The sequence below is a fragment of the Paenarthrobacter sp. Y-19 genome, from assembly GCF_029223985.1.
GTDB lineage: Bacteria > Actinomycetota > Actinomycetes > Actinomycetales > Micrococcaceae > Arthrobacter > Arthrobacter nicotinovorans.
In genome coordinates this window covers 122,982-148,995 of record NZ_CP119414.1, presented here as the reverse complement: position 1 = coordinate 148,995, position 26,014 = coordinate 122,982, and the positions used below count along the sequence as shown (strand labels likewise).

Here is a 26,014-nt window from a genome sequence, read left to right as displayed (position 1 = left end):
CTCCCTTTCTATGTGTTGATGCGGTGAAACGCCGTTATGCGTAGGCGTGAATGTTTTCGATGATCCTGAGGGTTTCCAGCGCTTCTGCAGCTTGCACGGGCAGCTGGCCCTGGCCCCGGAGCGAGGCGGCGAGTTCCCTGTAGAACCGGGGGTAGTCGCCCTTTTCCGCCGGGACAGGCGTTGCCGAACCGTCGATTCCCAGAACGCCCCAAGACTCCTGGGACTCCACACCGTAGGACGGGTCCGACGGCGTGACGCCCGCTGCGAGCGCGGGTTCCTGGCCGTCGAGTCCCCATTTGGTGTAGCCCGCCTTGGAGCCCAGCACATGGAATCGCGGACCCACTTGCGCTGCCATGCCGTTCATCCACAGCCGCGAGCGGACGCCGGATTCGTGGAGGAGGGAGACGAAAGCCTCGGTATCCGCAGCCTCAGGATGCGGCCCGTGGTTGGCGACCTCGCCGTAGCTCTCCGCAACCGGCCCGAAAAGCTGGATCGCCTGGTCTATCAAATGCGCCCCGAGGTCGTGGAGGATCCCGCCGCCTTCGGCCAGCGTTGCCGAATCGCGCCAGTTGCCGAAGCCTTCGGGCCGCCACCACTCGAACCGGGATTCGAAGGTGCGCACTTCGCCAAGCCCGCCGTCCCGCACAAGCTTCCGGAGCGTAAGGAAGTCAGCGTCCCACCGGCGGTTCTGGAAGACCGTAAGCTGCACACCGGCGTCGGACGCGCGGGCCAGCAGCTCCTCGCCGTGCGCAACCGTGGACACGAAAGGTTTGTCCACCACCACGTTCAAGCCATGGGCGATCGCCGTTGCCCCGAGTTCCAGGTGCGTCAGCGGCGGGGTTCCCAGCACCACCAGGTCCAGCTCGGCGGCGCGGTTGAACATGTCCGCCGGTGTGGGCACGATCCTGGCTTGAGGGTAGAGGCGAGCGGCCTCGGCGGCCCGTTCCGGGTCCGCCGTCACAATCACGTCCAGCGAATAGTTCGGGTCGGCTTCGATGAGCGGTGTGTGGAAGACCTTGCCGGAAACACCGAATCCGACGACGGCGGTCCTGATGGGTGCCGCTGTTGCCCCGCCCATCACAGGACTTCCGAGAGGAACCGCTGCAGGCGTTCGCTGCGCGGGTTGTCGAAGAGCTCGGTGGGTGTGCCGATCTCCACTACCTCGCCTTCGTCCATGAACACCACTTGGTCGGCGACTTTACGGGCGAAGCCCATCTCGTGGGTGACCACCAGCATGGTCATGCCACGCCGGCCCAGCCCGGCCATGAGGTTCAGGACGCCCTTGACGAGTTCCGGATCCAGGGCGCTGGTGGCTTCATCGAAGAGCATGACCTCCGGTTCCATGGCCAGTGCCCGTGCGATGGCGACGCGCTGCTGCTGCCCTCCGGAAAGGTCCCGGGGCCGGTGGTCGGCGCGTTCGGCGAGACCGACCTCGGCGAGTCGGCGTCGGGCGCGCTCCCTGGCCTCGGCCTTGGACATGCCCTTGACGCTCCAGAGTGCGAGTGCGACGTTCTCCAGGGCCGTGTGATCCGGGAAGAGGTTGAAGTGCTGGAACACCATGCCGATGCGGGCCCTCAGGATGTCAGGCTTCACCTTGAGGGCACTTTCGCCGGCCAGGAGCACGTCGCCGCTCTTGGGCTCGTGCAGGCGGTTGACGCCGCGCAGGAGCGTGGACTTGCCGGAGCCGGATGGACCGATGATGCAGGTGGTGGTGCCCGGGGCCACGGTGAGGCTGACGTTGCGGAGTACTTCCACGTCCCCGTAGGCCATGGTCAGGTTCTGCAGTTCCAGGCTGGACCCGTGGAACTTTTCGATGTCCTGGCTGGTCTTGTTGGTGCTGGTTGCACTGCTGCTGGTGAGGTTCACGTGTTGCTCCCGGTGATGAGCGGCGAGGCCGCATCGAGTTCCTTGACTTCCTTCAGCCCGCTGGTGGGTGCCGTGGGACGACGGCGGCCGGTGCGGAACTTGTTGTCGAAGTAGTTGACGAGGTGGGTCAGGGGAACGGTGATGATCAGGTAGAAAATGCCCGCCATGACCAACGGCGAGAGGTTGCCGGAGAGCACCGCCGCGTCCTGGCCCACCCGGAACAGTTCCCGCTCGCTGACAAGGAGGCCCAGGAAGTAGACCAAGGAGGAATCCTTGACGATGGCGATGAACTGGTTCACCAAGGCCGGGAGTACCCGGCGAACGCCTTGCGGCACCACTACCAGCGCCATGGATTTGGTGTAGCTCATTCCCAGTGCGCGGCACGCCTCTCCTTGGCCTTTGTCCACACTGAGGATCCCCGCACGGAAGATCTCTCCGATGTAGGCACTGGCGATGAGGCTCAGCGCAATGATTCCCAAGGGGTAGGGAGAAGGACCGAAGACCGACTGGCTCAACCGGGCAAATCCTTGGCCGATCAGCAGGATGGTGAGGATGGCGGGAAGCCCGCGGAACAGGTCCGTGTAGATCCTTGCCGGGATCCGCAGCCATTTGGAGCGCGAAATGCCCATGACCGCCACCACCATCCCCAACACTACGCCGAGGATGGTTGCTGCGATGGAAATGATGAGGGTGTTGAGGAGGCCAACTCCGAGGAGTTGGGGCAGCACTTCGACCATGGCGTCAAAGTCGAAGAACGTGCGGCTGATGGTATTGAGCCAATCCATTGAGTGCTCTCAGACGTTGGTTGGTTGGGCGGAACGGCTTACTTGGCGGCCGTGGGGGAAGGGCTGGAGGTCTGCTCGGCCTTGGGGAGGTACTGCTCGGGCATCGGTGAGCCCGGGAACCACTTCTGGTAGAGCTTCTTCCAGGTGCCGTCCTCCATCGCGGCGGCGAGGCCCTTGTTCAGTGCCTCCTTGAAGGCGGGCTTGTCCTTGGCGATCGCGAATCCTGCCGGGGCATCGAAGGAGGGGATGTCGGCGGCACTGACCAGGCCGAACTGCTCCTGGTAAGCCTTGGCGGCCTCGTAATCGAGGAAGTGTGCGTCCACGGACCCGCTGTTGACGGCGGCTATGGCCGTGTTGTTGTCAGGGAACTTCACAAGCTGGGCGGAGGTGAAGTTCTTCACCGCATAGGCTTCCTGGAGGGTGCCCTGGACCACGCCCAGGCGCTTGCCGTTCAGCCCGTCCACATCCTTGATGCCAGAGGTTTTGGTGGTGATGACCGTCAGGTAACCGGCCAGGTATCCGTCGGAAAAGTCCACGGTTTCCTTGCGCTTGTCGGTGATTCCGATAGCGGCCACGCCGACGTCGAACTGGCCGTTAGATACCGCTGCCAGGAGCCCGGAGAAGTCTTGGCCGGTGAAGACGACATTGTCCACGCCTGCCCGGTGGGCCACGTCCTTGAAGAGTTCAACGTCGAACCCTGTGAAGTTCCCGGTGCCATCGGTGAAGGTGTACGGCTTGGAGTCGCCAAGGCTTGCTACGCGGATGGTGCCGGGCTGGATGAGTCCATAGGGGTTGTCGGCTGACGGTGAGCTGCCGGCTGAGGATCCACCACAGCCGGAAAGGGCGAGGATAGCCGCCAAGGCTGTGGCTGCGAGCGCTGCCGGGCGGAAGTTCATTTTGATCACAGCGTTATCCAATCGTGGGAGGGAAAGCGGTGCTGTCAGGAGCCGCTGGAGATATTGCTCGATGTCGGGTCTTGCTGAGTCCGGTCTCAGTCCCTAGGATTGAGACCGGACTCACATCGATTGATTGAAATGTAGCGGAACTCACAAAGCCGCGTCAACACCCTTTCGGAAAGGTGAACATGAGCACTGACGGATCCCGACGGCGGGACGTGACGGTTGCCGACGTCGCCAAAGCTGCGCAAGTGTCCAAAGCCCAGGCGGCGCGGGCGCTCGGCAATTACGGCGCCGTCAGCGACGACGTCCGTGAACGCGTCCTCGCCGCGGCCGAGGAACTTGAGTATCGCCCCAACGAGCTCGCCCGCAGCATGAACACCGGCAAATCCAACACCATCGGGGTGGTGGTAGGCGATATTGAAAACCCGCACTTCGGGCTCGCCACCAGGGGCATCACGGACGCCGCCAAGAAGAGCGGCTACAACGTCATCCTCATCAACACCGACGAGGAACAGGCCGCGGAAGTGGATGCGGTCCGGGTGCTGCTGGACAAACGGGTTGATGGACTCATTGTTGCTCCGGCTTCCTCGGTGGAAACCGCACACCTGCGGCAGGTCCGTGAGTCCGGGCGTCCGCTGGTCCTGCTGGACCGTGCCGCCGAAGGGCTGGATGCCGAGACGTTCGCGGTGGACATGGGAGGCATCTCCTACGAGTCCACCAAGCACCTCATCGCGGCCGGACACCGACGGATCGCCTTCGTCTCCACGGTCCGGACCAATGCCCCGTACGTTGCCGGGATGAAGCTGGACTCCTCACAAATTTCAGACCGTCTGGACGGAATACACAGGGCCTTCGACGAAGCGGGCCTCCCGCAGCCCACCGATCTTGTCCGCCTCAACGCCGGCGACGCCGACTCCATCATGCGCATTACCCGCGAGCTGCTCCACGGCCCGGATCCCGCTACGGCCATCATCGCCTCGGACGGCCTTATCGCGTTGAGCGTGGTGGAAGCGGTGCAGAACCTCGGCCTCTCCATCCCGGAAGATGTCTCGTTCCTGATGTACGACGATTTCGCGTGGACCCGGCTCACCACTCCCCCGCTCACGGTCATCGCGCAACCCGTCTACGACATGGGCATGGCGGCGGCGTCAGCCCTGATCCGGCAGATCGAGGGCAGGAAATCAGTTTCCCCTGCCCCCGAACTGGCGGCGAGCTTGATTCAGCGCGGCTCCGTGGGTGCTCCCAGGAACGCCGACGCCCTCAGCAAGGCAGGCAGCTGAGGCTCAATCAAAGTTATTGGTGGCAAGCAGGAACAATGCCAACGCAAGGGTAAGGCGTACACGGCCTTGGGGCGTTCGAATGTCAAAGCCCAGGGCAGTCGAAAACTCCGCCGCCCGGTGCTGAACGCTCGAATGGTGCAGATTGAGCTGCCCTGCCACAGCACGGAGGCTGCCTGCCTCCGCTATGGCCTCGAGTAGGGGGTACGCCTTGGGCTGAGCCTCGATCAACCGCTTCAAGGCCGTCAGGTCAGGCGGTTCCCGTGTTGTGTCAGTGGCCACCCCTGCCAGGACTACCAAGCCGCCGAGCTCGCCGGCGTCCTGGATCTGATGGCGCGGGCTGGTGAGCCGGAGAGCCAGCAACGCCGTTTCCCACGAGAGGTAAAGCTCGCGGGGAGGTTTGGGAAGGCCGATTCCTGCCGGGGCGTGCTGTTCAACCATTGCACTGACCGGGCGTATTGCCGCCTTGATGGCCCCGAAGGGGGTGTGCAGCAAAGCCGTGGGACCTGATCCCTGGGTAGCTCCGGGCGTTGCATGGACCCGGTACAAGGCGTCGCGGTTCAGATGGAGGAGTTGCGCCGCCTCCATGCGCTTGTCGTCGGAAGCGTCAGCGTCCAAGAGGGTATCCATTGCCCGCCGTGTTGCAGCGACAGGGCTCCTGCGGTCCCAGAAGATCCCAAGAGCGATGGCAAGCCGTTCCAGGATGAGCTCATCATTGGCGTACGCCAGGCCGGGGCGCTGGATCCAGGCCTTCCCGTCGACACCGAACGGCCTGGATGGCCAGTCGCCCTGCTGCCCGGAGATCTTCCCGCCCGAGGCATCCACGCAGACGCTCCTGCCGTCCATGGCATAGCCAACGGGGCACCCGCAGAGCGCCGCCGCTCCGTGGATGAGCATTTCCGCATTGGCCCGGCTGTTGACCAGGGCATCGAAATACGTAATGACTTTGAGGCTTTCCGAAGCCTCAGGGTCGAGCGCCTTGAGGCGCCACACCAGTCCTTGCATTTCCTACCGCCCACCACATCGTCAACCTTCGGGAACTCAATGGTGCTCCAGTCCTGCCGCTGCGGCAACAAACTGCGGCGGCGGGACAGGTCCATCAGGTGCCCAATATGCGTCGGAGCCACCTGGTCCTGGCTTCCCGGGCCAGGACCGAAAGCGCTGCCTGGGGGAAGAAAATATCGAAACCGTGGAAGCCGCCGGGCCAGACGTGCAGTTCCGCATCCCCTCCGCAGGCCCAGATGGTCGACGCGTAGGCCACGTCCTCATCCCGGAACACTTCGGCGGAGGCAACGTCAATGAAGGCGGGCGGCAGGTTCGAAAGATCGGCTGCGCGGGCAGGCGCCGCATATATGGATACCTGACTGGTTTTGCGGCGGTCACCCAGGAGGGCATCCCAGCCGGTGTCGTTGCTGGTCCGGTCCCAGACGCCGATGCCGTCGAACTGGTGGCTGGACAGGCTCTCGTTGCGGTCGTCCAACATGGGGTAGATCAGCAGCTGCCCTGCCAGGGCGGGGCCGCCACGGTCGCGTGACATCAGTGCCACGCCTGCAGCCAGTCCTCCTCCCGCGCTGGCACCCGCGACGACCAGCCGCTCGGGATCCACACCCAGCTCTTCTGCGTTCGCCGCCATCCACTCCAGGCCCGCATAGCAGTCCTCCACGGGTGCCGGATCAGGGTTTTCGGGGGCCAGGCGGTACTCCACCGAGACAGCCACCGCGTCCAGTTGCTCCACCCAGTCAATCAGGGAGTCCGCTCCAAGAAACCGGTCACCCATGACCATGCCGCCACCATGGATGTGATAGATACCGGGCCCTCCAGGGGCGTGGTCAGTTCGCTGGAAAACAGACACTGTGAGGTCGGGAGCACCCAACGGGCCCGGAACGGTCCGCTCAAAGTGCGTTACGGGGCGTCCCGACAAGAGATCTTCGACGGGAGCCACAACGAACGACTCCCGCATTCCTTCAATCATGTCCGGGGTCAGGGTGGGAGCAATCAGGTCGCCCAGCGCCCCGAGGGTAGCCCCTAGTTCGGCATCAAATGGCGGCACTTTCCGTAAAGTTGTCATCTCGACCTCCATCAATTCCGGCCACCTCGTCGTGACCTGATGCAAGCCTAGGCGTCCCTGCGTGCCTCGCTAACCGCCAGCTGTCCGCAAAAGAGCGGGCCCTGACCGCCGCGTGGCGGGCCAGGGCTAGGCCTGGATGTCGCCTTCTTCGGGATCGTCGGCGGAACGGACGTCGCTCCGGATAATGCCCAACTCCTCGAGCCGGGCCGACATGCCTGCACCGTCCGGGGCATAGATCCAAGGAACCCCCGGTGTGGGTTGACCGCCCGTCTTCGACCGACCGCCTGCGAGGACCGCTTCGCCGGCCGAGAGTTGGCGGATGGCAATGGCCCGGACATTCTCCGGGTGCCGCTGGGCGAACTCGGAGTAAATGGCTTCGTCATGTTGTCCGTCGTCACCAACCAGGAGCCATTTGACGTGGGGGAACTCCTCCGCGAGGCGTTCCAGCGAGGTCCGTTTGTGTTCCTGGCCGCTGCGGAACCAGCGATCCGGCGTTGGGCCCCAGTCGGTCAGCAGCTTGGGACCAGCCGGGTACAGATTGCGGGAAAGGAAACGCGACAGCGTCGGGGCAACGTTCCAGGCCCCGGTGGAGAGATACAGTACCGGCGCCGACGGGGCAGTCCTGGCGATCCGTTCATACAGCACCGCCATGCCCGGAGTGGGAGTCCGGGCATGTTCGTTGAGCACGAACGTGTTCCAGGCGGCCAGGAAAGGCCGGGGCAGCGCGGTGACCATGACCGTGTCGTCGATGTCCGAGACGACTCCGAAGTCCGTGTCGTCCGCAACAATCCGCACGGGAGCCTCCACGACGTGGGACTCCCCCGACTGCAGCGTGATGGTGTGCCAACCAGCTGTCAGGGTCACCGGGATGCGCACGTCAACCACACCGCCGCGGTCTGCGACGACGTCATGGACGGAACCAGCCACAGTCACCTTTACCGCGGCGTTGGCTACGGGAGCACTCGTGAAGTTCCGCCAGCCGCGCATGCTTTCCTGCAAGGGCTTTGCGTGACCTGCAGCGTCGCGGGGATCACTTCGCACCACGCGGGCCAGCACCCGGACCCAAGTCGTCGAGCCGTAGCCCGTATATGGAATCACGGTCTCCACCCGGCCACGCCGGATGGCAAGGCGGGTCTGGAAACCCAGCCACGCGTCGTCGAGCCTCATGGCCAGGTGGCGGCGCCCCTTGCCCGCAGGCTTGGGACCGTCAGTTTCAACGACGTCGGGCTGGGGGCGCGGTTTCACGGGACGGGAAGACATGTGTCCAGTCTTCCACGGCCTGCTCGCTGCGGCACCGCTTCCCTCCAGCCCGCACGCATAACGCAACAATCCGCTACGGCACGCGCTCCGGGCTCGCCAGCACGACGATGTTTTTCCCCCACAGATCAGCCGCGTAGCAAGTGATGAGAATGAGACGCCCCGGCACCCTGTCCCAGATCTCACTGTCCCGCAGGGTGTCCTTGTACTCCGTTGCCACCGAGTCGACCCTGAACTCCAGAAGCCCCTCCGCGGTTGTAACGGTGATGCGGTCACCCGCCTGCGCGAGGGTGCTGATGTTGTTGAAGGGAGACGCCTGTCCCTCCCAGCTATGTCCCACCAGGTACGTGGTGTTGGTTGATCCCGCACCCGGCATGCCGTATGGGTCGAGCCAATACGCATCGTGTGTGTACGGCGGGACGATGGAACCCAGTTCCCGTTCGGCCTCCGTCGGGGCAAGGGGCACGATCGCCTGGTCCATCCCGACCTTCGCGTACGTTATGTGCAAGGGTGGCGAACCGGTCGCCGCTGCGGCTGCCTCGCTGGGCGCTGGCTGCGGCGCGGGTGCAGCAGCAGGTGCCGTGGAGGGTGCCGCAGAAGCGCTGCTCGAAGTGAACGGCTGTATAGCGCTGATTGCCTTGGATGGTTCACCTGCCGCGACCGTTGGCCCGGAATCAGTGGCGGCCTGCGTTGACCACCCCGGAAGCAACGCCGCCAACAGCACTACAGCCATGGAGGCGATGACCGCCGTTCGCCGTTGTTTCCAACGCCCCGGCGAACGGCGGTGCCTGCCTCGCTGTACAGATCCTCGACGCAAGCTGCTAGTCCTGCTGGTTTTCCCTGCGAATAGCCGTCAGGAAGCGGATGCCCAAGGTCAGAATTCCTGCACCGCCCAGGGCCACCAAGATCGTGCCGAGCACGGCCGTGCGGCTCATGGGCTCCGTGTTGGAAACCCTTGCTGCAGTGTCCACGTTGGTGCCCTGATTCCTACCCGTCCCAGCCAAGGGTGCGGACTGGACCGGAGTGGCGCCGTCCGTGGAAGTGGCAGTCGGGGTCGCGGTCGCCGTCTCTGTCACCGTCTCCGTCGCGGTCGGCGTCGCAGTGGCAGTCGCCGTCTCCGTCGCGGTCGCAGTCGCAGTCGCTGTCACTGTCTCCGTCGCGGTCGCCGTCTCTGTCACCGTCTCCGTCGCGGTCGGCGTCGCAGTGGCAGTCGCCGTCTCTGTCACCGTCTCCGTCGCGGTCGGCGTCGCAGTCGCAGTCGCCGTCTCTGTCACTGTCTCCGTCGCGGTCGGCGTCGCAGTCGTCGTCGCAGTCGCCGTCGCCGTCGCAGTCGCCGTCGCCGTCTCTATCACTGTCTCCGTCGCGGTCGGCGTCGCAGTCGCCGTCGCCGTCTCTGTCACTGTCTCCGTCGCGGTCGGCGTCGCCGTCGCTGTTGCAGGTGGCGCGGAGGTGGTGGGGGTCGTGACGCAAGCGGGTGCGGTTACCACGTTGGTGTCCAGGGAAACCTGACCATTACGCGCCAGGAGCCGCCCCTCCACCACTGCGTTGGTCTGGGCTGTAATCGACGTCAGCGCAAGTACGGTGCCTTTGAAGCTTGAGGCAGTGCCCAGGGTCGCCGAGCTGCCGACCTGCCAGAACACGTTGCAGGCTTGGGCGCCGTTGGTGAAGATGATGCTGCTGGCGGACGCAGTAATCAGCGTGGACGCCACCTGGAACACGAACACAGACGCCGGATTACCCTGGCCATCCAGTGTCAGCTGGCCGCTGAGCGCCAGCGACGATGTTGACTTGTAGACACCTTCCGTCAAAGTCTGGCCAACCAGGTCGCCCGATACGCTCGCCGTCAACGCTTGCCCTGCAGCATTGTTGTAGGCGGTGGTCAGATCCGACTGTGCTTGCAAAGCCACCGCGTCGGCAGCGTGGGTTGTGCCAGCAGCGGTGCCGGGCGGAAAGCCGGTAATGGCGGTGCCGGGGCTCAGGCCCAGGTCTCCTTGGAGGGTGGTGGGGCCGGTGTTGGTCACCGTGGTGGCGGCAAGGACCGAGTACGACCCCGCAGTACCCAGGTTTACCGGCGTCGCCGCAAATGCAGGTGATTGTTGGAGCATGATGGCACCGGCAAGGAGAAGAACTCCGGAGGCGGCCCCCACTGTTACCGACGCGCGCCGGCGGCTCGATCCCGCTGAATGTATCCCTGGATTTTTTCGCGCGGAGCTATGGTGCATGGCAGTTCCTTCCCCCAGCGGGGCGACCGCCCCAAAGCAACTGCCCAACAGGATGCGGGGGAGCTATACAGCGGACTGTACGCCCGCGATCGCGGTGTGCCTAGGGCCGGCGATGGAGCGATAACCCGGTGCGGGAGCACCCCGGCGACCCCTCCATCCGGCCGTTTTGGGTATCGTCCCTGCTCAAACCATCAGGGTGCTGACTATCGGCGTTTAGGGATGGCTTTCCAGCACGGATTAATTACTCCAAAATATTTATGAAATACGGCGACGGCGGCAGCCGGGACGCGGACAGCCGCCCCTAAACAGCCGTTGTAGGAGCCCGGCCCTCGTCACCGTGCTGCTTACGCGCTTGCGCAACGCGAAGTCGATCCAGCCGGTTCATTAACGGCGCGGTGGTAGCCCTGTGGACCACGATGGACAGCGCCACCACCAATCCGACCATTGCCCACAGACTGTGGGCCTCGTCTTCGAAATGTCCGTGGCTGATCGCAAAGGCAATGTAAAAGAGGGAGCCGATCCCTCGAATTCCAAAGTACGAAATGGCCAGGCGTTCGCGGGGTCCGGTCTTTCCACGCATCAGCCCTATCCAGCCGGCCACGGGCCGGACCACCAAGAGGAACGCCAGGGCTACCAGCACTTCAGGCCAACCAATGCCTTCCAAAAGACCACGTGCAATAGCGCCGCCAAGGAGGACCAGGATCACCACAGTCATCAGCCGCTCCAACTGCTCTACATAGCTGTGCAGGACCTGGTGGTAGGCGTGGTTATGCTCGGCGGAACGGATGGTCAGGGCACAGATGAAGACTGCGATGAAGCCATATCCAGCCACCAGCTCCGTAGCGCCGTAGGCCAAGAACGTGGCCGCCAGGGCAACGAAGCCCTCGGAATGCTCGGACAGGCGGAAACTCTTTCCCTTGGCAGCGAAGAAGATCAGGCTCAACAGCTTGCCCGTGCCGAATCCGATCAGGACCCCCGCGGCAATCCGCCAGAGCAAATCAACACCCACCCACTCCCCCGACCACGCAGCCGGCGCGGCTCCCACCAGGCTGATGAGGATGGCGAGGTAGACAAAGGGGAAGGCAAGCCCGTCATTCAAGCCGGCTTCCGAGGTCAGGGCAAAGCGCACCTCGTCCTCGTCCGGATCCTCTTCGCTGTCCGCAGGTTTTCCCACCTGGACCTCGGAGGCCAACACCGGGTCAGTGGGGGCAATCGCGGCCGCAACAAGAATGGCGGCGGCGAGCCCCAACCCCAACACCCACATTCCCAGGAGCGTCATCACCAGGATGCACAAGGGCATAACGATGCCAAGCAGCCGCCAAGTGGTTGACCACCCGCGCCACCGGAACGGTCGGTCGAGGGCCAGACCTGCGCCCATCAAGGAGATGATGACGCAGATTTCAGTGAGGTGGGTAGCGAACTCCCCGTAGCGGACAGGATCAGGGTCCGGCAGGTCCGGAAGCAGAGTGAACGCCAGGATCCCGCTGCCAAGAAAGACCATCGGCATGGACAGCGGCATGCGTCGCAACAGTTTTGGCAGGACGGCAGCGGCCAACACTGCAAAGCCTGCTGAGAGGAACAAGATGCTGGGGGCTTCAAACACGAATAGTCTTCTTCCTGCCGCGCCGTTCGGCGCGTCCAAGAAGCCTAGCCCCGCCGTGCCCGTCGGGGCTATCCCGCAACGCTGCGCATCGGCCGGTTCCTGCGCCATGGATCCAATGGCATCCGGGAACCAATCTTCCGTTGACGTAACCCAGGTCACGTCGTAGGATTATGAATCGATTCAAGACGAAGTTTGTTCTTTGCCAGCGACGCCAGAGGAGTACAGCGACGTGACCGTCATGCACCGGAGGGAGATCCCTCCCGTAGCCAGCGAAAGCACCGCCCCAAAGGACCCGAAGAAGGCCGCCATGAGCGGCTGGATCGGCAGCGCACTGGAGTACTACGACTTCGCCCTGTACTCGCTGGCAGCAACGCTCCTGTTTCCCACGATCTTCTTCCCCACAGAGAATCCCACGGTGGGAATCATCGCTTCCTTGGCCACCTACGCAGTGGGATATGTTTCGCGACCCCTGGGCGCAGTGGTCCTGGGCGCTTACGGTGACAGGCACGGACGCAAGAAGGTGCTCGTTTTCGCGATGCTGCTCATGGGTTTCGCCACCTTTGCCGTCGGCCTCCTCCCCACCTACGGACAGGTCGGACTCCTGGCCCCCGTCATGCTGGTAATCCTCCGCCTGATCCAGGGCTTCGCCGTCGCCGGCGAACTCGGCGGTGCGAGCGCGATGATCGTGGAACATTCCCCCGACGCCCGGCGGGGATTCTTTGCCAGCTTCAGCCTCCAAGGCACGCAGGTCGGCTCGATTCTGGCCACAGCAGTGCTGATTCCCCTGGCCGCCCTGCTGCCGGATGAAGAGTTCCACTCCTGGGGATGGCGGCTTCCCTTCCTGCTCAGCGCCGTAGTGATCGTGGCAGGTTACGTTATTCGCCGCCGGGTGCAGGAGCCACCGGCCTACCTGGCACAGTCCGAGGCAGCCCCCGCCAAACGCCGGTTCCCATTGGTCGACCTCCTGCGCACCCACCCCTGGGTTCTGGTCCGCTGCATTGCCATGACCTTCACCAACGTCATCGGCATGGCAACCCTGATCTTCGGGGTTTCGTTCGCCACCCAGAAGGGCTACGGGATCGGCTTCTCCAGCAGCGAGTTCCTCTGGGTGACCATGGCCGCCAATGTCACCGCCGTCCTCACCATTCCGGCGTTCGGCGCACTCTCGGACAAGATCGGGCGGCGTGCTTTGATGGTGGCCGGCGGCATGACCGGGGGGCTGCTGACCATGGGCTACCTTCGGGCCATCGAACAGCGGAGCCTGCCCTTGGTGTTCGTCTGCGTTGTGATCGTCCAGGGCATCCTCTTCCAGATGTGGAACGCCACCTTCGCCACGTTCTTCCAGGAGCAGTTCCCCATGCGGATGCGCGTCACGGGATTCGCGGTGTCCCAGAACATCGGACTCATGATTGCCTCGTTCTTCCCGAGCCTGTTCACCGCAATTGCTCCCCCGGGGTCTGCCAACATCCCCATGGTCATCGGGCTGACAACGCTCGGCATCTGCATCATCTCAGCCATTGCCACCCTCAGGTCTTCCGACACCAAGGGCAAGACACTCGAGGAGCTTGAGGCCCGCTGAGGGCGGCGCCGGGACCGGCAGGTTCCGGACCAGGAGGCAATCCGGCTAGGAAGCCTGGCCCAATGCAGCGTCGATCAGCACTTCGGCGGCCTGCCGCGCTTGTCCCGCAGCCTCGGGCGAGCCGGCGATGGCCGCCGTCGTTTGCGCCCCCTCGGCGAGGATTGAAAGCTGGGGCGCCAAGTACGCCGGCGCGCCGGCCCCGGCGGCGAGGCCTGCAACGTATTCCTGGAACGATTCCTTATGCTTCCGCGCATACTCAGCTACTTCGGGGCTGACAGCACCCAGCTCCGCGAAGCTGTTGATGAAGCCGCAGCCCCGGAACGAATCCTGGCAGAACCATCCGGCGAGGTAGTCAAAGATGGCCAGGAGCTTGCCCCGCGGATCCGGGGCCTTGCGCACCATCGCGTCCAGCCCCTCGGTCCAGGACTCGTGCCTGCGCTCCAGAACCGCCATGACAATGCTGCTTTTGGACGGAAATTCCTGGTAGAGCTTTTTCAGTGAGACACCCGCCGCGGTCCGCAGCTCGTCCATACCCACCGACTGGATTCCTTTGGCGTTGTAGAGCCCGTCAGCCGTCGCGACGATGCGGTGCCGGACCTCGGAAATATCCATACCCCAATACTACTTGAAATGAGAACGATCGTTCTATAGTATTTGTAAGCAGAGAGAGAACGATCGTTCTCTACTTCGAGGAAAGGGAACAGAATCATGGGCTTCATCAAAGTCGGAACTGAGAACACCACGGATATCGAGCTCTACTACGAGGACCACGGCTCAGGCCAGCCGGTTGTCCTGATCCACGGCTACCCCCTTGACGGCGCCTCCTGGGAAAAGCAGACCGCCGCCCTCCTGAACGCCGGCTACCGCGTCGTCACCTACGATCGCCGCGGGTTCGGCAAGTCCAGCAAGACCACCACCGGTTATGACTACGACACCTTCGCAGCCGACCTCAACACAGTCCTTGAAACGCTCGACCTGCAGAACGCCGTCCTGGTCGGTTTCTCCATGGGCACCGGCGAAGTTGGACGCTACATCGGCACGTACGGCGAGTCCCGCGTTGCCAAGGCCGTCTTCCTCGCTTCGCTTGAGCCGTTCCTCCTCCAGACCGACGACAACCCAACGGGCGTCCCGTCATCCGTGTTCGACGGCATCCGCAACGCCGCCATCGAAGACCGCTACGCCTGGTTCACCAACTTCTACAAGGACTTCTACAACACCGACAACTTCCTCGGTAACCGGCTCAGCGAAGAAGCCCTGCGCAACTCCTGGAACGTCGCTGCAGGCTCGTCCTGGTACGCATCGTTCGCCGTGGTGGACACCTGGCTGACCGACTTCCGCTCCGACATCGAAAAGGTCACCGTTCCGTCCCTGATCGTCCACGGAACAGGCGACCGCATCCTGCCCATCGATGCCACGGGCCGCGAATTCACCAAGCGCCTGCCGGCGGCGGAATACGTCGAGATCGAGGACGCACCGCACGGCTTCCTCTGGACGCACGGCGCTGAGATCAACGAGATCCTGCTCAGCTTCCTGGCCAAGTAGACCTCACCGGTCATCCGCTTAAAGCACGACGGCGGCGGGTCACCTTCGGTTCCATGGGAGCCGAGGGTGGCGCGCCGCCGTCGTCGTGTCTGGTACCCCGAAGCTAGTGCCTGGTACCTGGAAGCTAGTACTTGGAGAAGAACGTGGAGTATTGCAGGTAGATTTTGAGCCCCCCGGCGTCACTGGAGACTCCGGTACAAGTCTTCCGCATGGTCCAGAGGTTCATCGGTTCGCAGCGTTCCTGCATCAGCCCCATCTCCGCTGCAATCGACTGCGATGTCTGAGGTGGCTTGACGTTTACGGTCATTACCCGGGAACAGCCTCCCGAACCACAGTGTGTGCTGATCGCCCCGGCTTCGCTGGGCGACGGAACGGCAAGGAACGACGAGTCGGCGGGCACCGCACCTTCGTCGATGGCAGTCCAGAAAATGGAGCCGATCCACGCCATCAACAGGATTCCTGCCGCCACCACGGAAAAGCAGCCGCTGCGCTGACGAGTCACCATGAATTCCCCCAAATCGAAATTCCCAGACTACATGGCGCGCGTCCCGCCTCAGGGTTCCGGAACTTACTTCCTTACGACGGCAACTCCGTGAGTGATCCGTCATGGTCCAGGTTCAGCACAAGGTCCAGATCCAGACGGTCCAGGAAGTCGTCGTCGTGGCTTACCAGGATCACGGCGCCGCGATAGGCGTTCAACGCTTCCACGAGCTGGTCCACGCTCTGGATGTCCAGGTTGTTGGTGGGCTCATCGAGAATCAGTACCTGTGGCGGCGGATCGGCAAAGAGGAGCCGGGCCAGCGAAACCCTGAACCGCTCGCCACCGGACAACGTATGAACGGGCCGGTAGACGCTGTCGCCCCTTAGCAGGAACCGCGCCAGCTGGTTCCGGATTTCACCTTCGGGAACGCTTGGTGCCGAAGCCTGGACATTTTCCAGCGTGGTCGCGGCATCGTCCAAGCCGTCGAGGCGCTGCCGCAGATAGCCGGCACGCCCGGTGAGAAGGCGACCACCGGCGGTGCCGGATTCGACGACGTCACTCACCTCGTCGTTGTCGGGCAAGGACTCACCGGCGACCACGCGTTCGAGCAAGGTGGTCTTTCCCACTCCGTTCGCACCAATGATGGCCACCCGTTCCGGGCCTTCTACGAAGAAGGCACGATTGGTCCCGCGCAACTCGGCTATCCGGCGTCCGCGTGGAACGTCCGGATCCGGAAGATTCAGGCTGATCCGCTCCTCTTCCCTGATTCTGGACGATGCCTCATCCAGTGCGGTCCGGGCGGCGTTAACCTTGTCGTCCGACCCCGAGCGCAGCTTCCCCGCAGACACCTGCGCGTCAGAGGCCCGCTGGTTCATGAGAATCTTGGAGCCCTTCTTGTTGTCGTAGCTGCTTTGGCCGGTCCGGGCACGCTTGGCCAGCTTCGTTTCAGCATCCTGGCGTTGGCGCTTCTCGATCTTGACAGCCTGCTTTGCAGCTTGGGCAGCCTGCACAGCTGCTGCTTGCTGCTCATCCATGTGGGACCGCCAGGCGCTGTATGGACCTCCGAAGACCGTGAGTTCCCCGGCATGAAGCTCCGCGGTGTTATCCATCAACTCCAGCAAGCTGAGGTCGTGGCTGACCACCACCAGCGTTCCTGGCCAGGAAGTGATGAGGCCGGAGAGTCTTGCCCGGGCATCCCTGTCCAGGTTGTTCGTTGGCTCGTCCAGCAGCGTAATTGCCGTCCGTTGGAGCCGAAGTCCGGTGATCGCGACCAGCATGGCTTCGCCGCCCGAAATCTCGCCGACGTTCCGGTCAAGGTCCGATCCTGAAAAGCCGATATGACGCAGGGACTCGTCTGCACGGGTTTCAATGTCCCAGTCATCGCCCACTGTCTCGAAATTCTCCACCGCGGCGTCGCCGGATTCGATGGCGCGCAAGGCCCGCAGCTTAGGGCCGATACCGAGCAAGTCGGCTACGGTTGAGTCGGTTTTGAGGGTAAGTGTCTGCGGAAGGTAGCCGACCTCGCCGTTGGTGCTGATCCGGCCACTCGTTGGAGTCAACACGCCGGCAATGAGGCGCAGCAACGTCGATTTTCCCGCACCGTTGGATCCCACCAGGCCCGTGCGGCCCACTCCGAAGGTCCCGGAAATCCCGGTGAGGGCAGTGGTGCCGTCCGGCCATTGAAGGCGGACGTCAGTCAGGGTGATGGAGGGATTTTTTGTAAAAGGCATGATGTTTTCAGGACTCCAGTGATTTCAGCGAATGCGCTGCAACCACCGGCCCGAAAGGACATCAGGTGCGTGTCAGCGCTTGGTTTGCGTCGCGAAACCTTGAATGTCCGTCAAAACATCGGCCTAACACTGGGGAATAGAGGATTTCAGTCTCACAAAGATGGCCTTCCAAGGCAAATTCCCCCATGCTGAAGAAACTCCGGACTGAAGGAACACCTGCTGAAGAAGCACCATGCTTCACGAAAAACGGCGGGCCGACGCCAGGTTCCGAAACGAAACCCAACGTGACCCGCCGCCGTCGTTCCCGTTATGCCTTTAGGCGTCGACCGTGACCACGATCTTGCCGCGCGTGTGGCCTTCCATGTTGAGGCGGAACGCCTCCGCCGCCTCAGCAAGGGGGAAAGTCTCCGCTACCTCAACCTGGAGTTTGTTCCCGTCCACCAGATCGGCAAGTTCCTGCAGCTCAGCACCCACGGGATTCACCCACATCCAGGTGCCGCCGTGCTCCTCGACATCACTGTCCGCGATGGAGGCGTGGCGACCGTTGTCCTTCAGGACCTCCAGGGTGGTCGAAAGGTTGCCGCCCACGAAGTCCGCAACCACTTCCACGCCTTCGGGGCGCAGGGCACGCACCCTCTCCGCCAGCCCTTCGCCGTAGGCCACGGGTTCGGCCCCCAGGGACCGGAGGAAGTCATGGTTCTTCTCCGAGGCAGTGGCGATCACCTTCGCACCAAGGGCCTTCGCAATCTGGATACCGAGCGAACCCACGCCGCCCGAACCGCCATGGATCAATACAGTCTCGCCCGCAGCCAGTTCCAGCCGCTTCAGCACCTGAAATGCAGTCAACCCGGCCAGCGGCAAGCCAGCGGATTCGTTCCAGTCCAAGGACTCCGGCTTGCGGGCCAGGAGCCGCTCCGGCAAGGCAATGTATTCAGCAAAGCTGCCACCGTGGACGTAATCCTTGCGGCCGTAGGCGATGACCTCATCGCCGGGTTTGAAGTGCGGAGCGTCAATACCTGTCGACTCCACTACGCCGGCGACGTCCCACCCGGGAATGGTCGGGAACTGCAGGTCCATGAGGGGGTCCAAGTAGCCGGCCATGATCTTCCAGTCCACCGGATTCACTGAGGCCGCCTTGACCTTGACCAGGACCATGCCCGGCCCTACTTTGGGCATTGGCTGGTCAGTGAGTTCCAGGACGTCCGGGTTTCCATACTTGTTATAGGTGATTGCCTTCATGTGAGCGTCAACTTCCACTTGAGGCCGGCTATTCCTTAGCTGGCCGGCTCAGTCGAAGAACCCCACGATGTACCCGATGAAGTACAGCATCGACAACAGGACAAAGACGCCTATGATCGAGAGCCACAGGACCTGGGTGCCCTTCCTCGGGCCACCCTCATCGTGGCCTTGGGGGCCGGCCGTCGACGACTCGCCGGGCGGGGTTTCGCCCGGCGGAACTCCCCCACCAGGTTCCAAGCCTGTGATCTTGTCCTCGTACGGGTCGGGATTAGGTCCTGACACGCTCACTCCCCTGGTTGCAGTGGTGTCGCTTTTACCCAGCGTATCGAACCAGCCCGGCCAGAACCACAGCAACCTTATAAATCAGTGGGAGCCCGGGTCAGCGCGTCCACACAGTGTCGCGCGTCCCGGTGCGAAGGCGGTACAGAGACGTGGTGGCCGTGATGTAGAGGTCGTGACCGTCGGGACCACCAAAACACAGGTTGGAAACCCTTTCAGGAAGTTCGACGGCGGCCAGCAGACTGCCGTCCGGCGCGTAAACACGGACAGAAGCCCCCGCCGATGTCCACACCCGACCCTCGACGTCAACGCGGAAACCGTCAGAAGCCCGCTCCTCCTCCAGCTCTACGAACGTGGTTCCGGCCCCACACGCCCCTTCTTCCACGGGGTAGGCTGCGATGCGGAACGGGACGCCATGCGCGGCCCCCGCCGTGTCCGAAACATACAGCAGTGACTCGTCCGGCGAGAAAGCCAGGCCGTTGGGATGGACCAGGTCCGTGACCACCGGCTTTAGTTCCTCCGTCGCGGGGTCGAAGCGGAACACGTAGCAGCCACCGTACTCCTGTTCGCCTTCATGACCTTCAACCGTGCCCGGCAGTATTCCATAGGGCGGATCAGTGAACCAGACCGTTCCATCTGCGGCGACCACGACGTCGTTGGGCGAATTGAGCCGGTACTCACCGAACGAGTCGACGATCGGCGTCACATCGCCGTCGTCGTCCCGCTCCACGCGCCTTCGGCCGTGGCTGCATTGCACTACGTCCCCGTCGTGGTCGAGCGTCCGGCCGTTGGTGTATTCGACGGCGGTGGCGTACTCGCGCGTGGCGCCCGTGGCGGGGTTGAACTCCAGGATGCGGTTGTTGGGGATGTCGCTCCAACGAACCGTCTGAGATTCCGGAATCCAGACCGGCCCTTCGGCCCACACAGTGCCTTCAAAGAGCTTTTCCAGAGTGCCGGTGATCAGTTCATCCATGCGTTCGAGATTAGTCCTCCGCAGGTGTCACAGCGGCCTTTTCTTCTTTCGGGGTGTTGCTGTCCGCCCGCTGCGCAGCGGGCATGGCGATCACGGCCACGACGGTGAGGACGGCGCTGACAAGCACCGCCACGAACACCGCCGCAGACGCGTTAATGGTGGTTTGCGGATCAGCGCCACCACTTGGGCCGCCGGCGTAGATGGCGTTGGCGATCGCACCAAAGACGGCGACTCCCAGGGCGCTGCCGATGGAACGGGCAAAGAGGTTGGTTCCGGTGACCACTCCGCGTTCGTTCCATTCAACACTCGACTGGGCGGCGATGAGGCTGGGGGTCGCAACCAGTCCAAGCCCCAAGCCCACGATGAAGCACGCCAATGCCACCAATACGACGTTGGGTGAGGACGCGGTGAGCGCCAGTACTGCTGCACCTGCCACCGAGATGGAGATGCCGATCAAGGCCGTCCGCTTGAACCCGATCCGCAGATAGAACCGGCCGGCCTGTGATGCACTGATCGGCCAGCCCAGGGTCAAGGCAGCCAATGCAAGGCCGGCCAGAATGGGAGACGTCTTCAGGGCACCTTCAAGGAAGGTCGGGACATAGGAAGTGAGGCCTAGCATGACTGCGCCCACGCCGAAGGAAATGAAGGCCGTGGTGGCGAGCAACCGTCGCGACAGAACCCATGACGGGAGGATCGGCTCCGCCGCCCGCCGCTCAGCCAGGACAAAAGCGCCCAGCAGCAAGGTACCCACCGCGAAGACCGTGGAGCTGACGGGTGAGTTCCAGGCCCATGCCTGGCCACCCTCGAGCGCACCGAGGATCAGCAGGCTTAAGGAAACGGTCAGCAGGGTGGCACCCAGGTAGTCGATCCGGTGCTTGGCACGCTCAATGTCCTCGTGGAAGGTGCGCACCAGCATCCAACCCGCCAGGAAGCACAACGGGATGTTGATCAGGAAGATCCAGCGCCAGATCCCCAATGACGCAAAGACGCCACCGAGTGTTGGCCCCACCACGGAAGAGATGGCCCACACGCTGGCCAGATATCCCTGCACCTTGGCGCGCTCGGCAAGGGTGTAAATGTCCCCCGCGATGGTGATTGACACTGGTTGCACCGCGCCTGCCCCGAGGCCTTGAAGCACCCGGAACGCAATCAGGGCCGGCATGCTCCATGCCACCCCGCACAGTATGGATCCCAGCAGGAACAGGCCAATGCCGCTGAGGATGATCGGTTTCCGGCCCACGACGTCGGAAAGCTTGGCGTAGATAGGCACGGAAACAGCCTGTGCCAACAAGTACGCCGAGAAGAGCCAGGGGAAGGAACTGAAACCGCCGATGTCTTCCACAATGGACGGCACGGCCGTGGCGACGATCGTTGAATCGATGGCCACCAAGCCCGTGGAAAGCATCAAGGCAATGAGGATGGGTCCGCGTCGGGAACGGAATCCGACTCCGTCAGCAGTCTCTGTAGTCATGTATCTCGTCCCCGTCGTCGTCTCGTTGCGTTCGTTGCCGGGGCATGCCCCCAAAGGAGGTAACGGCGGGGGTAACGGAATTAGTCCCGGGCGCTGATCCTCTAGAGATCCGACAGCAGCGTGCGGGCGGACTCCAAGTAGGCAGCTTCCGCTTCGTCTCCTCCGAGCGCCGCCTGGATGGCGAAACCTTGGATCAGCCCCAAAATTGCGGGGGCGAGTCTGCGGGCCCGTTCAGCTGCCTCTTCGTCAGGCCTGGATCCGCGCAGCCAACCTTTCAAGTAGTTCTCGATGTGCCCCCGGATTTCACTAAGGATCTCCCTCGCCACGACGCCCAATTTGTCGTTTCGAACGGCCTCTCCCCAAACCTGCACCGCAACCCCGGGGAAGAAGTCAAGCTGCGCCAGTCCGGACATGAGAGCCAACACGGCCTCGACGGGGGGTGGGACGTCGTCCTGGCTGCTGAGTCGTTCGAGCGCCGCCATGCGCTCTTCAAAGACCAGTCGGCCGGTATCAACAATGAGTTCTTCTTTGCTGCGGTAGTACACATAGACCGCGCCCGCGGACAGGCCCGCCTCGGCGATGATATCCCCCATCGAAACGCTGGAAAAGCCCTTCTCCGCAACGCACGCCAGAGCGGCCCGCTGGATGCGTTCACGCATGGCTCCGCGGTGTTCCTCGGTAACTTTCGGCATTCACCCACCGTACCGCGAAAAGAAAACGAATGATCATTCTTGACGAGTGAATAGAACCGCTTCACAATGAAGAACGAACATTCTTTTTTTATAGTGCTGGAGAGGACAGCCCATGTCGACAACAACTGAGCTCACAGAGCCGAGGCGTCAGTCACCATCTGTGGCGAGTCCACATACCCCCTGGCCGCAAGCGCTGCGCACCGCTCTGCTCGCCGCCGTCGCCGTTTGTGCCGTATTGCTGGCGTTCGCTTGGCCGAGCGTCACCGCAAAGGTCCAGAACCTCCCCATTGCCGCCGTGGGCAACTCAGACCAGGTCTCCCAAATCGCTGCCAAGGCCCCTGCCGGTAGCCTGGACATACGCACTGCGTCCAGCCGCGATGAAGCCGTAGAGCTCATCAAGCAGCGTCAGGTCTATGGGGCGATCGTCCTGGGGACGTCCCCGGAGATTCTCGTCGCCAGCGCCGGCAGCCCGGTCGCCTCGCAGGCACTCACCCAAATGGGCGCCCAAATGCAGTCCCAAATACAGGCGCAAGTGATCGGCAGACTCCAAAGTGCTCTCGGCCAGGCAGCGCAGGCAGCCGTCAGCGGCCAGGCCCCCGGGCACGGCCAAGCGGGTCAGGCGCCGCAGGGCGCGGAGGGGGCCGCGGTTCCCCAAGTGACCATCACCGACGTCGTACCGCTTTCGTCCGATGACGCACGCGGCACCGGACTGGCAGTTGCTGGTCTCCCACTCGCGATGGGAGGCATGATCGGCGGCGTACTGATCTCGCTGTTCGTCTCCGGAACGTGGCGCCGGCTCGGGGCCATTTTGGCTTATGGAGCGGTGGCGGGCCTGGGGCTCACCGGCATCCTGCAAGGCTGGTTCCACACACTCCAAGGGAGTTATTGGGCAAACGCCGGCGCCATCGGCTTGGGAGTCGTCGCGACAGCCGCGATCATCGTGGGCTTCAACGCGCTCATCGGACGCGCCGGCATCGCCCTTGGCGCGATCATCACCCTTTTCATCGGCAACCCACTCTCGTCATTGGCCCAGCCAAAGGAGTTCCTTCCCGCACCATGGGGCGACGTGGGTCAGTGGTTGGTGCCCGGCGCCTCAGGAACACTGCTGCGCGACCTCTCCTATTTCCCGGATGCCCCGTCCGCATTTCCCTGGCTGGTTCTTGGCATGTGGACGTTGGCCGGAGCGGCGCTCATCGCCCTCGGCCATTTCCGAAACGCCCCGGCATTGGCTGTTGCATAGCGGCACACCCACCTGGACGGCTGTTTTGTGACAAGGACCTGTAGTGCTCATCTGACAGGATGGCTGGATGAGAACAGGCGAGTTACCCAGGGATTCGATGCTCTCCCGCAAGGGCCTTCCCGTCCCCGGACCGGGGCTGGACATCGCTGTTCCCGTACCCTCGGAGCGGCTGCAGAACCTGGTGGAGTTGGCCCGGACGGTGTGCGGACAACCGGTGACGGCCATCAACATCATCACGGAGGATCTGCAGTACCAAGTGGCCACGGCCGGCCTGGAGCCGTATCTGTGCAGCCGCGAGGATTCGATGTGTGCCGTCGGTTTCCAAAGCGGGGCCTCAACGGTGGTGGAAGATGCATCGCTTGATGCGCGGTACAGGGACAACCCGTTTGTGGACGGCCGCCGCGGCGCGATCAGGTTCTACGCTTCCGTGCCGCTGGTCAGCGACGACGGTTTTGTTCTGGGCACGCTCTGCGCCGGCGCACGGGAAACCGGCCGGCTCAGCGACCGGCAACGCCAGGGCCTCGAGATCCTGGCAGCGGAAGTCGTCGAAGCCCTCGCCCTTGAACACCGCGCACGGGAACTGGCCGAGGCGCTGGCCGAGGCGCAGCGCAGCAACGCCCTGCTCGCCGAATTCGCCGGCCGCATCAGCCACGACCTGCGCAATCCACTCACTTCCATCCTCGGCTTCGTCGAACTCAGCCAAATGGAGGCCCAGGACGCCCCCGATGCGACCATTGCCCAGTACCTGGACGTCGTGGCCAATTCCGGGCAAAGGATGCTGAGCATGGTGGAAGACGTCCTTGCCTACGCCACTATCGGCGGAGATGTGCGGCCTGCCCAGATCTCGCTCAAGGCCCTGGTGGAAGACGTGGTCCAGGACTTGGCTGCGAGCCTTGAAGTGAACGGGGCTTCGGTGGACTGCGATGATCTTGTGTTCAGTGCCGATCCCGGCCAGATGAGGGTCTTGCTTCAGAACCTGATCCACAACTCGGTCACCTACACCAGACCCGGAGTTCCGCCGACCATCCACGTCACGGGCGAACGGACGGACGAGGGCGCAACCTTCCGGGTGATCGACAACGGCAAGGGAATCAGCGAACCCGACCGTGACCGGGTGCTGGACCCCTTGGTCCGTCTGCACAGGGAAGACGACCCGCCCGGAACCGGTCTTGGCCTGGCAACCTGTGCACGGATAGTGGCCGCCGCGGGCGGGCGGCTGGAGATCGGATCCGCACCGGGCGGCGGCACCGCGGTATCCATCCACCTGGGCAGTGGGAGCTGACCGTAACTTAACGACGGCGGCGGGTCCCCTCAGGTTCCGTATGGAACCGAGGGGACCCGCCGCCGTCGTAAATCAGCTGGTGGTCAGTCGTTGATCAAGTCGTGGACCACGATGGTCTGGTCGCGGTCCGGGCCGACGCCGATGGCCGAGAATCGCGTGCCGGAGAGCTTCTCGAGGGCCAGCACGTAGTTGCGGGCGTTCTCGGGGAGGTCTTCCAGGGTGCGGGCACCGGTGATGTCCTCGGTCCAGCCGTCGAAGTACTCGAAGATCGGCACTGCGTGGTGGAACTCGGTCTGCGTCATGGGCATTTCATCATGGCGGACTCCGTCGACGTCATAGGCAACGCAGACGGGAATCTGCTCGATACCCGTCAGGACGTCCAGCTTGGTGACGAAGTAGTCCGTGAAACCGTTGACGCGGGAAGCGTGGCGGGCCAGGACGGCGTCGTACCAACCGCAACGGCGGGGACGGCCTGTGTTGACACCGAACTCGCCGCCGGTCTTCTGCAGGTAGACGCCCATCTCATCGAACAGTTCCGTGGGAAACGGGCCGGCGCCAACGCGGGTGGTGTAGGCCTTGATGATGCCGATGGAGCGGGAGATGCGGGTGGGGCCAATGCCCGAGCCAACGGATGCGCCGCCTGCCGTGGGGTTGGAGGAAGTGACGAACGGGTACGTGCCGTGGTCCACGTCCAGGAACGTTGCCTGTCCGCCTTCCATGAGCACAACCTTGCCCTCATCCAGGGCGTTGTTCAGCTCCAGGGTGCTGTCGATAACCAACGGGCGGAGCCGCTCGGCGAAGGACAGGAAGTAGTCCACGATTTCATCCACCACGATGTCGCGGCGGTTGTAGACCTTGACCAGCAGTTCGTTCTTCTGGCGCAGCGAACCTTCCACCTTCTGGCGGAGGATGGACTCGTCGAAGACATCCTGGACGCGGATGCCCAGGCGGGCCACCTTGTCCATGTAAGCCGGACCGATGCCACGGCCCGTGGTGCCGATGGCGCGGCTGCCAAGGAAGCGCTCGGTGACCTTGTCCAGCACCTGGTGGTACGGCGCAACAAGGTGGGCATTGGCTGAAACGCGCAGGCGCGAGGTGTCAGCGCCGCGGGCTTCAAGGCCGTCGATTTCCTGGAAGAGAGCCTCCAGGTTCACCACGCAGCCGTTGCCAATAATGGGAATTGCGTTGGGGCTCAGGATGCCCGCGGGAAGGAGCTTCAGCTCATACTTCTCACCGCCAACAACCACGGTGTGCCCGGCGTTGTTACCGCCGTTGGGCTTGACCACGTAGTCAACGCGGCCACCGAGCAGATCGGTTGCTTTGCCTTTGCCTTCGTCGCCCCACTGGGCTCCGACGATCACGATAGCGGGCATGGGATCCTCCCCCATTCTTTCGGGCTGACCCCAGAAGGATGACTGGGGCTTGGCGCCGTACATGAGAATGCCCCGACGTTACCGGTGCAGCCTGCCACGTGGGCTGGCATACGCAAGAGTTCGGGGCTCTTACCAGCCAAGTTTAGCCGATGGCAA

At 63.4% G+C, this 26,014-nt stretch carries 24 protein-coding genes; 5 read left to right on the top strand and 19 right to left on the bottom strand.

What is annotated here, in order from left to right:
- Positions 1-34: 34 nt before the first annotated feature.
- From PYR64_RS00745 to PYR64_RS00730, 4 genes are read right to left on the bottom strand one after another with little or no spacing between them, the layout of a single operon-like run.
- A complete protein-coding gene (locus tag PYR64_RS00745) occupies positions 35-1,078 on the bottom strand; it encodes a Gfo/Idh/MocA family oxidoreductase (protein WP_275777747.1) in 1,044 nt (347 codons plus the stop codon).
- Positions 1,078-1,866, bottom strand: coding sequence for an amino acid ABC transporter ATP-binding protein (locus tag PYR64_RS00740; RefSeq protein ID WP_018780092.1), 789 nt, complete (start codon positions 1,864-1,866; stop codon positions 1,078-1,080). The genes PYR64_RS00745 and PYR64_RS00740 overlap by 1 nt, the downstream gene beginning before the upstream one ends.
- Positions 1,863-2,651, bottom strand: coding sequence for an amino acid ABC transporter permease (locus tag PYR64_RS00735; protein ID WP_275777744.1), 789 nt, complete (start codon positions 2,649-2,651; stop codon positions 1,863-1,865). The genes PYR64_RS00740 and PYR64_RS00735 overlap by 4 nt, the downstream gene beginning before the upstream one ends.
- A 38-nt stretch (positions 2,652-2,689) precedes the next feature.
- Positions 2,690-3,547, bottom strand: coding sequence for an ABC transporter substrate-binding protein (locus PYR64_RS00730; RefSeq protein WP_035734415.1), 858 nt, complete (start codon positions 3,545-3,547; stop codon positions 2,690-2,692).
- A gap of 188 nt (positions 3,548-3,735) precedes the next feature.
- On the opposite strand from PYR64_RS00730, the gene PYR64_RS00725 reads away from it, so the two are divergent.
- Complete coding sequence (locus tag PYR64_RS00725; RefSeq protein ID WP_079582663.1) at positions 3,736-4,830, top strand: LacI family DNA-binding transcriptional regulator; 1,095 nt, start codon at positions 3,736-3,738, stop codon at positions 4,828-4,830.
- A 3-nt stretch (positions 4,831-4,833) separates the two neighbouring features.
- Here PYR64_RS00725 and PYR64_RS00720 read toward each other — a convergent pair whose 3' ends face one another.
- The 6 genes from PYR64_RS00720 to PYR64_RS00695 all read right to left on the bottom strand — a co-directional run bounded on the left by PYR64_RS00720 (position 4,834) and on the right by PYR64_RS00695 (position 11,977).
- Positions 4,834-5,832 (bottom strand): helix-turn-helix domain-containing protein, encoded by a 999-nt coding sequence (locus tag PYR64_RS00720; protein WP_275777743.1) that lies wholly within the window; start codon positions 5,830-5,832, stop codon positions 4,834-4,836.
- A 94-nt stretch (positions 5,833-5,926) separates the two neighbouring features.
- Positions 5,927-6,895, bottom strand: coding sequence for an alpha/beta hydrolase (locus tag PYR64_RS00715; protein WP_275777742.1), 969 nt, complete (start codon positions 6,893-6,895; stop codon positions 5,927-5,929).
- 126 nt (positions 6,896-7,021) lie between these two features.
- Complete coding sequence (locus PYR64_RS00710; protein WP_079582669.1) at positions 7,022-8,155, bottom strand: phosphatase domain-containing protein; 1,134 nt, start codon at positions 8,153-8,155, stop codon at positions 7,022-7,024.
- A 73-nt stretch (positions 8,156-8,228) separates the two neighbouring features.
- Positions 8,229-8,885 carry a class F sortase gene (locus PYR64_RS00705; RefSeq protein ID WP_275777741.1) on the bottom strand — a complete coding sequence of 219 codons (657 nt, stop codon included), beginning with the start codon at positions 8,883-8,885 and terminating at the stop codon, positions 8,229-8,231.
- Between the two features lie 88 nt (positions 8,886-8,973).
- Positions 8,974-10,257 carry an ice-binding family protein gene (locus PYR64_RS00700; protein WP_275777739.1) on the bottom strand — a complete coding sequence of 428 codons (1,284 nt, stop codon included), beginning with the start codon at positions 10,255-10,257 and terminating at the stop codon, positions 8,974-8,976.
- A 418-nt stretch (positions 10,258-10,675) separates the two neighbouring features.
- A complete protein-coding gene (locus tag PYR64_RS00695) occupies positions 10,676-11,977 on the bottom strand; it encodes a cation:proton antiporter (protein WP_275777737.1) in 1,302 nt (433 codons plus the stop codon).
- 229 nt (positions 11,978-12,206) lie between these two features.
- Between PYR64_RS00695 and PYR64_RS00690 the strand changes: the two genes are divergently transcribed.
- Positions 12,207-13,556, top strand: coding sequence for an MFS transporter (locus PYR64_RS00690; RefSeq protein WP_275777735.1), 1,350 nt, complete (start codon positions 12,207-12,209; stop codon positions 13,554-13,556).
- A gap of 45 nt (positions 13,557-13,601) precedes the next feature.
- On the opposite strand, the gene PYR64_RS00685 is transcribed toward PYR64_RS00690, so the two are convergent.
- The gene (locus tag PYR64_RS00685; RefSeq protein ID WP_039239524.1) at positions 13,602-14,168 is read right to left on the bottom strand and encodes a TetR/AcrR family transcriptional regulator; all 567 of its coding nucleotides are present in this window, start codon (positions 14,166-14,168) and stop codon (positions 13,602-13,604) included.
- A gap of 96 nt (positions 14,169-14,264) precedes the next feature.
- Between PYR64_RS00685 and PYR64_RS00680 the strand changes: the two genes are divergently transcribed.
- Positions 14,265-15,098 (top strand): alpha/beta hydrolase, encoded by an 834-nt coding sequence (locus PYR64_RS00680; protein ID WP_018780080.1) that lies wholly within the window; start codon positions 14,265-14,267, stop codon positions 15,096-15,098.
- A 124-nt stretch (positions 15,099-15,222) separates the two neighbouring features.
- Here PYR64_RS00680 and PYR64_RS00675 read toward each other — a convergent pair whose 3' ends face one another.
- From PYR64_RS00675 to PYR64_RS00645, 7 genes are all read right to left on the bottom strand, one after another.
- The gene (locus PYR64_RS00675; RefSeq protein ID WP_275777732.1) at positions 15,223-15,603 is read right to left on the bottom strand and encodes a hypothetical protein; all 381 of its coding nucleotides are present in this window, start codon (positions 15,601-15,603) and stop codon (positions 15,223-15,225) included.
- Positions 15,604-15,674: 71 nt separating this feature from the next.
- On the bottom strand, positions 15,675-17,309 hold the full coding sequence (locus tag PYR64_RS00670; protein WP_275777730.1) for an ABC-F family ATP-binding cassette domain-containing protein: 1,635 nt from the start codon (positions 17,307-17,309) through the stop codon (positions 15,675-15,677).
- A gap of 315 nt (positions 17,310-17,624) precedes the next feature.
- Positions 17,625-18,548 (bottom strand): NADP-dependent oxidoreductase, encoded by a 924-nt coding sequence (locus PYR64_RS00665; protein WP_275780044.1) that lies wholly within the window; start codon positions 18,546-18,548, stop codon positions 17,625-17,627.
- 48 nt (positions 18,549-18,596) lie between these two features.
- Positions 18,597-18,830 carry a DUF6480 family protein gene (locus PYR64_RS00660; RefSeq protein ID WP_026267494.1) on the bottom strand — a complete coding sequence of 78 codons (234 nt, stop codon included), beginning with the start codon at positions 18,828-18,830 and terminating at the stop codon, positions 18,597-18,599.
- Between the two features lie 97 nt (positions 18,831-18,927).
- Entirely contained in the window at positions 18,928-19,800 is an 873-nt protein-coding gene (locus PYR64_RS00655; RefSeq protein WP_275777727.1) for an SMP-30/gluconolactonase/LRE family protein, read from the bottom strand.
- A gap of 10 nt (positions 19,801-19,810) precedes the next feature.
- Positions 19,811-21,271 (bottom strand): MFS transporter, encoded by a 1,461-nt coding sequence (locus PYR64_RS00650; protein WP_275777726.1) that lies wholly within the window; start codon positions 21,269-21,271, stop codon positions 19,811-19,813.
- A gap of 101 nt (positions 21,272-21,372) precedes the next feature.
- Positions 21,373-21,963 (bottom strand): TetR/AcrR family transcriptional regulator, encoded by a 591-nt coding sequence (locus PYR64_RS00645; protein WP_039239543.1) that lies wholly within the window; start codon positions 21,961-21,963, stop codon positions 21,373-21,375.
- 112 nt (positions 21,964-22,075) lie between these two features.
- Here PYR64_RS00645 and PYR64_RS00640 point away from each other — a divergent pair, with 112 nt between their 5' ends.
- Together PYR64_RS00640 and PYR64_RS00635 are read left to right on the top strand one after the other, a co-directional pair.
- Positions 22,076-23,203: an ABC transporter permease gene (locus tag PYR64_RS00640; RefSeq protein ID WP_275777725.1), complete on the top strand. Its 1,128-nt coding sequence runs from the start codon at positions 22,076-22,078 to the stop codon at positions 23,201-23,203.
- A 67-nt stretch (positions 23,204-23,270) separates the two neighbouring features.
- On the top strand, positions 23,271-24,485 hold the full coding sequence (locus tag PYR64_RS00635) for a GAF domain-containing sensor histidine kinase (RefSeq protein ID WP_275777723.1): 1,215 nt from the start codon (positions 23,271-23,273) through the stop codon (positions 24,483-24,485).
- 83 nt (positions 24,486-24,568) lie between these two features.
- Here PYR64_RS00635 and PYR64_RS00630 read toward each other — a convergent pair whose 3' ends face one another.
- The gene (locus PYR64_RS00630; RefSeq protein ID WP_018780072.1) at positions 24,569-25,858 is read right to left on the bottom strand and encodes an adenylosuccinate synthase; all 1,290 of its coding nucleotides are present in this window, start codon (positions 25,856-25,858) and stop codon (positions 24,569-24,571) included.
- Positions 25,859-26,014: the final 156 nt, after the last annotated feature.

Coding starts and splice junctions, on each gene's coding strand:
- PYR64_RS00705 (WP_275777741.1), bottom strand. CDS start 8,885: ATGGCTGTAGTGCTGTTGGCGGCGTTGCTTCCGGGGTGGTCAACGCAG.
- PYR64_RS00685 (WP_039239524.1), bottom strand. CDS start 14,168: ATGGATATTTCCGAGGTCCGGCACCGCATCGTCGCGACGGCTGACGGG.
- PYR64_RS00670 (WP_275777730.1), bottom strand. CDS start 17,309: ATGCCTTTTACAAAAAATCCCTCCATCACCCTGACTGACGTCCGCCTT.
- PYR64_RS00635 (WP_275777723.1), top strand. CDS start 23,271: ATGAGAACAGGCGAGTTACCCAGGGATTCGATGCTCTCCCGCAAGGGC.
- PYR64_RS00675 (WP_275777732.1), bottom strand. CDS start 15,603: ATGGTGACTCGTCAGCGCAGCGGCTGCTTTTCCGTGGTGGCGGCAGGA.
- PYR64_RS00640 (WP_275777725.1), top strand. CDS start 22,076: ATGTCGACAACAACTGAGCTCACAGAGCCGAGGCGTCAGTCACCATCT.
- PYR64_RS00745 (WP_275777747.1), bottom strand. CDS start 1,078: ATGGGCGGGGCAACAGCGGCACCCATCAGGACCGCCGTCGTCGGATTC.
- PYR64_RS00680 (WP_018780080.1), top strand. CDS start 14,265: ATGGGCTTCATCAAAGTCGGAACTGAGAACACCACGGATATCGAGCTC.
- PYR64_RS00650 (WP_275777726.1), bottom strand. CDS start 21,271: ATGACTACAGAGACTGCTGACGGAGTCGGATTCCGTTCCCGACGCGGA.
- PYR64_RS00710 (WP_079582669.1), bottom strand. CDS start 8,155: ATGTCTTCCCGTCCCGTGAAACCGCGCCCCCAGCCCGACGTCGTTGAA.
- PYR64_RS00645 (WP_039239543.1), bottom strand. CDS start 21,963: ATGCCGAAAGTTACCGAGGAACACCGCGGAGCCATGCGTGAACGCATC.
- PYR64_RS00735 (WP_275777744.1), bottom strand. CDS start 2,651: ATGGATTGGCTCAATACCATCAGCCGCACGTTCTTCGACTTTGACGCC.
- PYR64_RS00700 (WP_275777739.1), bottom strand. CDS start 10,257: ATGCTCCAACAATCACCTGCATTTGCGGCGACGCCGGTAAACCTGGGT.
- PYR64_RS00630 (WP_018780072.1), bottom strand. CDS start 25,858: ATGCCCGCTATCGTGATCGTCGGAGCCCAGTGGGGCGACGAAGGCAAA.
- PYR64_RS00715 (WP_275777742.1), bottom strand. CDS start 6,895: ATGACAACTTTACGGAAAGTGCCGCCATTTGATGCCGAACTAGGGGCT.
- PYR64_RS00665 (WP_275780044.1), bottom strand. CDS start 18,548: ATGAAGGCAATCACCTATAACAAGTATGGAAACCCGGACGTCCTGGAA.
- PYR64_RS00655 (WP_275777727.1), bottom strand. CDS start 19,800: ATGGATGAACTGATCACCGGCACTCTGGAAAAGCTCTTTGAAGGCACT.
- PYR64_RS00730 (WP_035734415.1), bottom strand. CDS start 3,547: ATGAACTTCCGCCCGGCAGCGCTCGCAGCCACAGCCTTGGCGGCTATC.
- PYR64_RS00725 (WP_079582663.1), top strand. CDS start 3,736: ATGAGCACTGACGGATCCCGACGGCGGGACGTGACGGTTGCCGACGTC.
- PYR64_RS00720 (WP_275777743.1), bottom strand. CDS start 5,832: ATGCAAGGACTGGTGTGGCGCCTCAAGGCGCTCGACCCTGAGGCTTCG.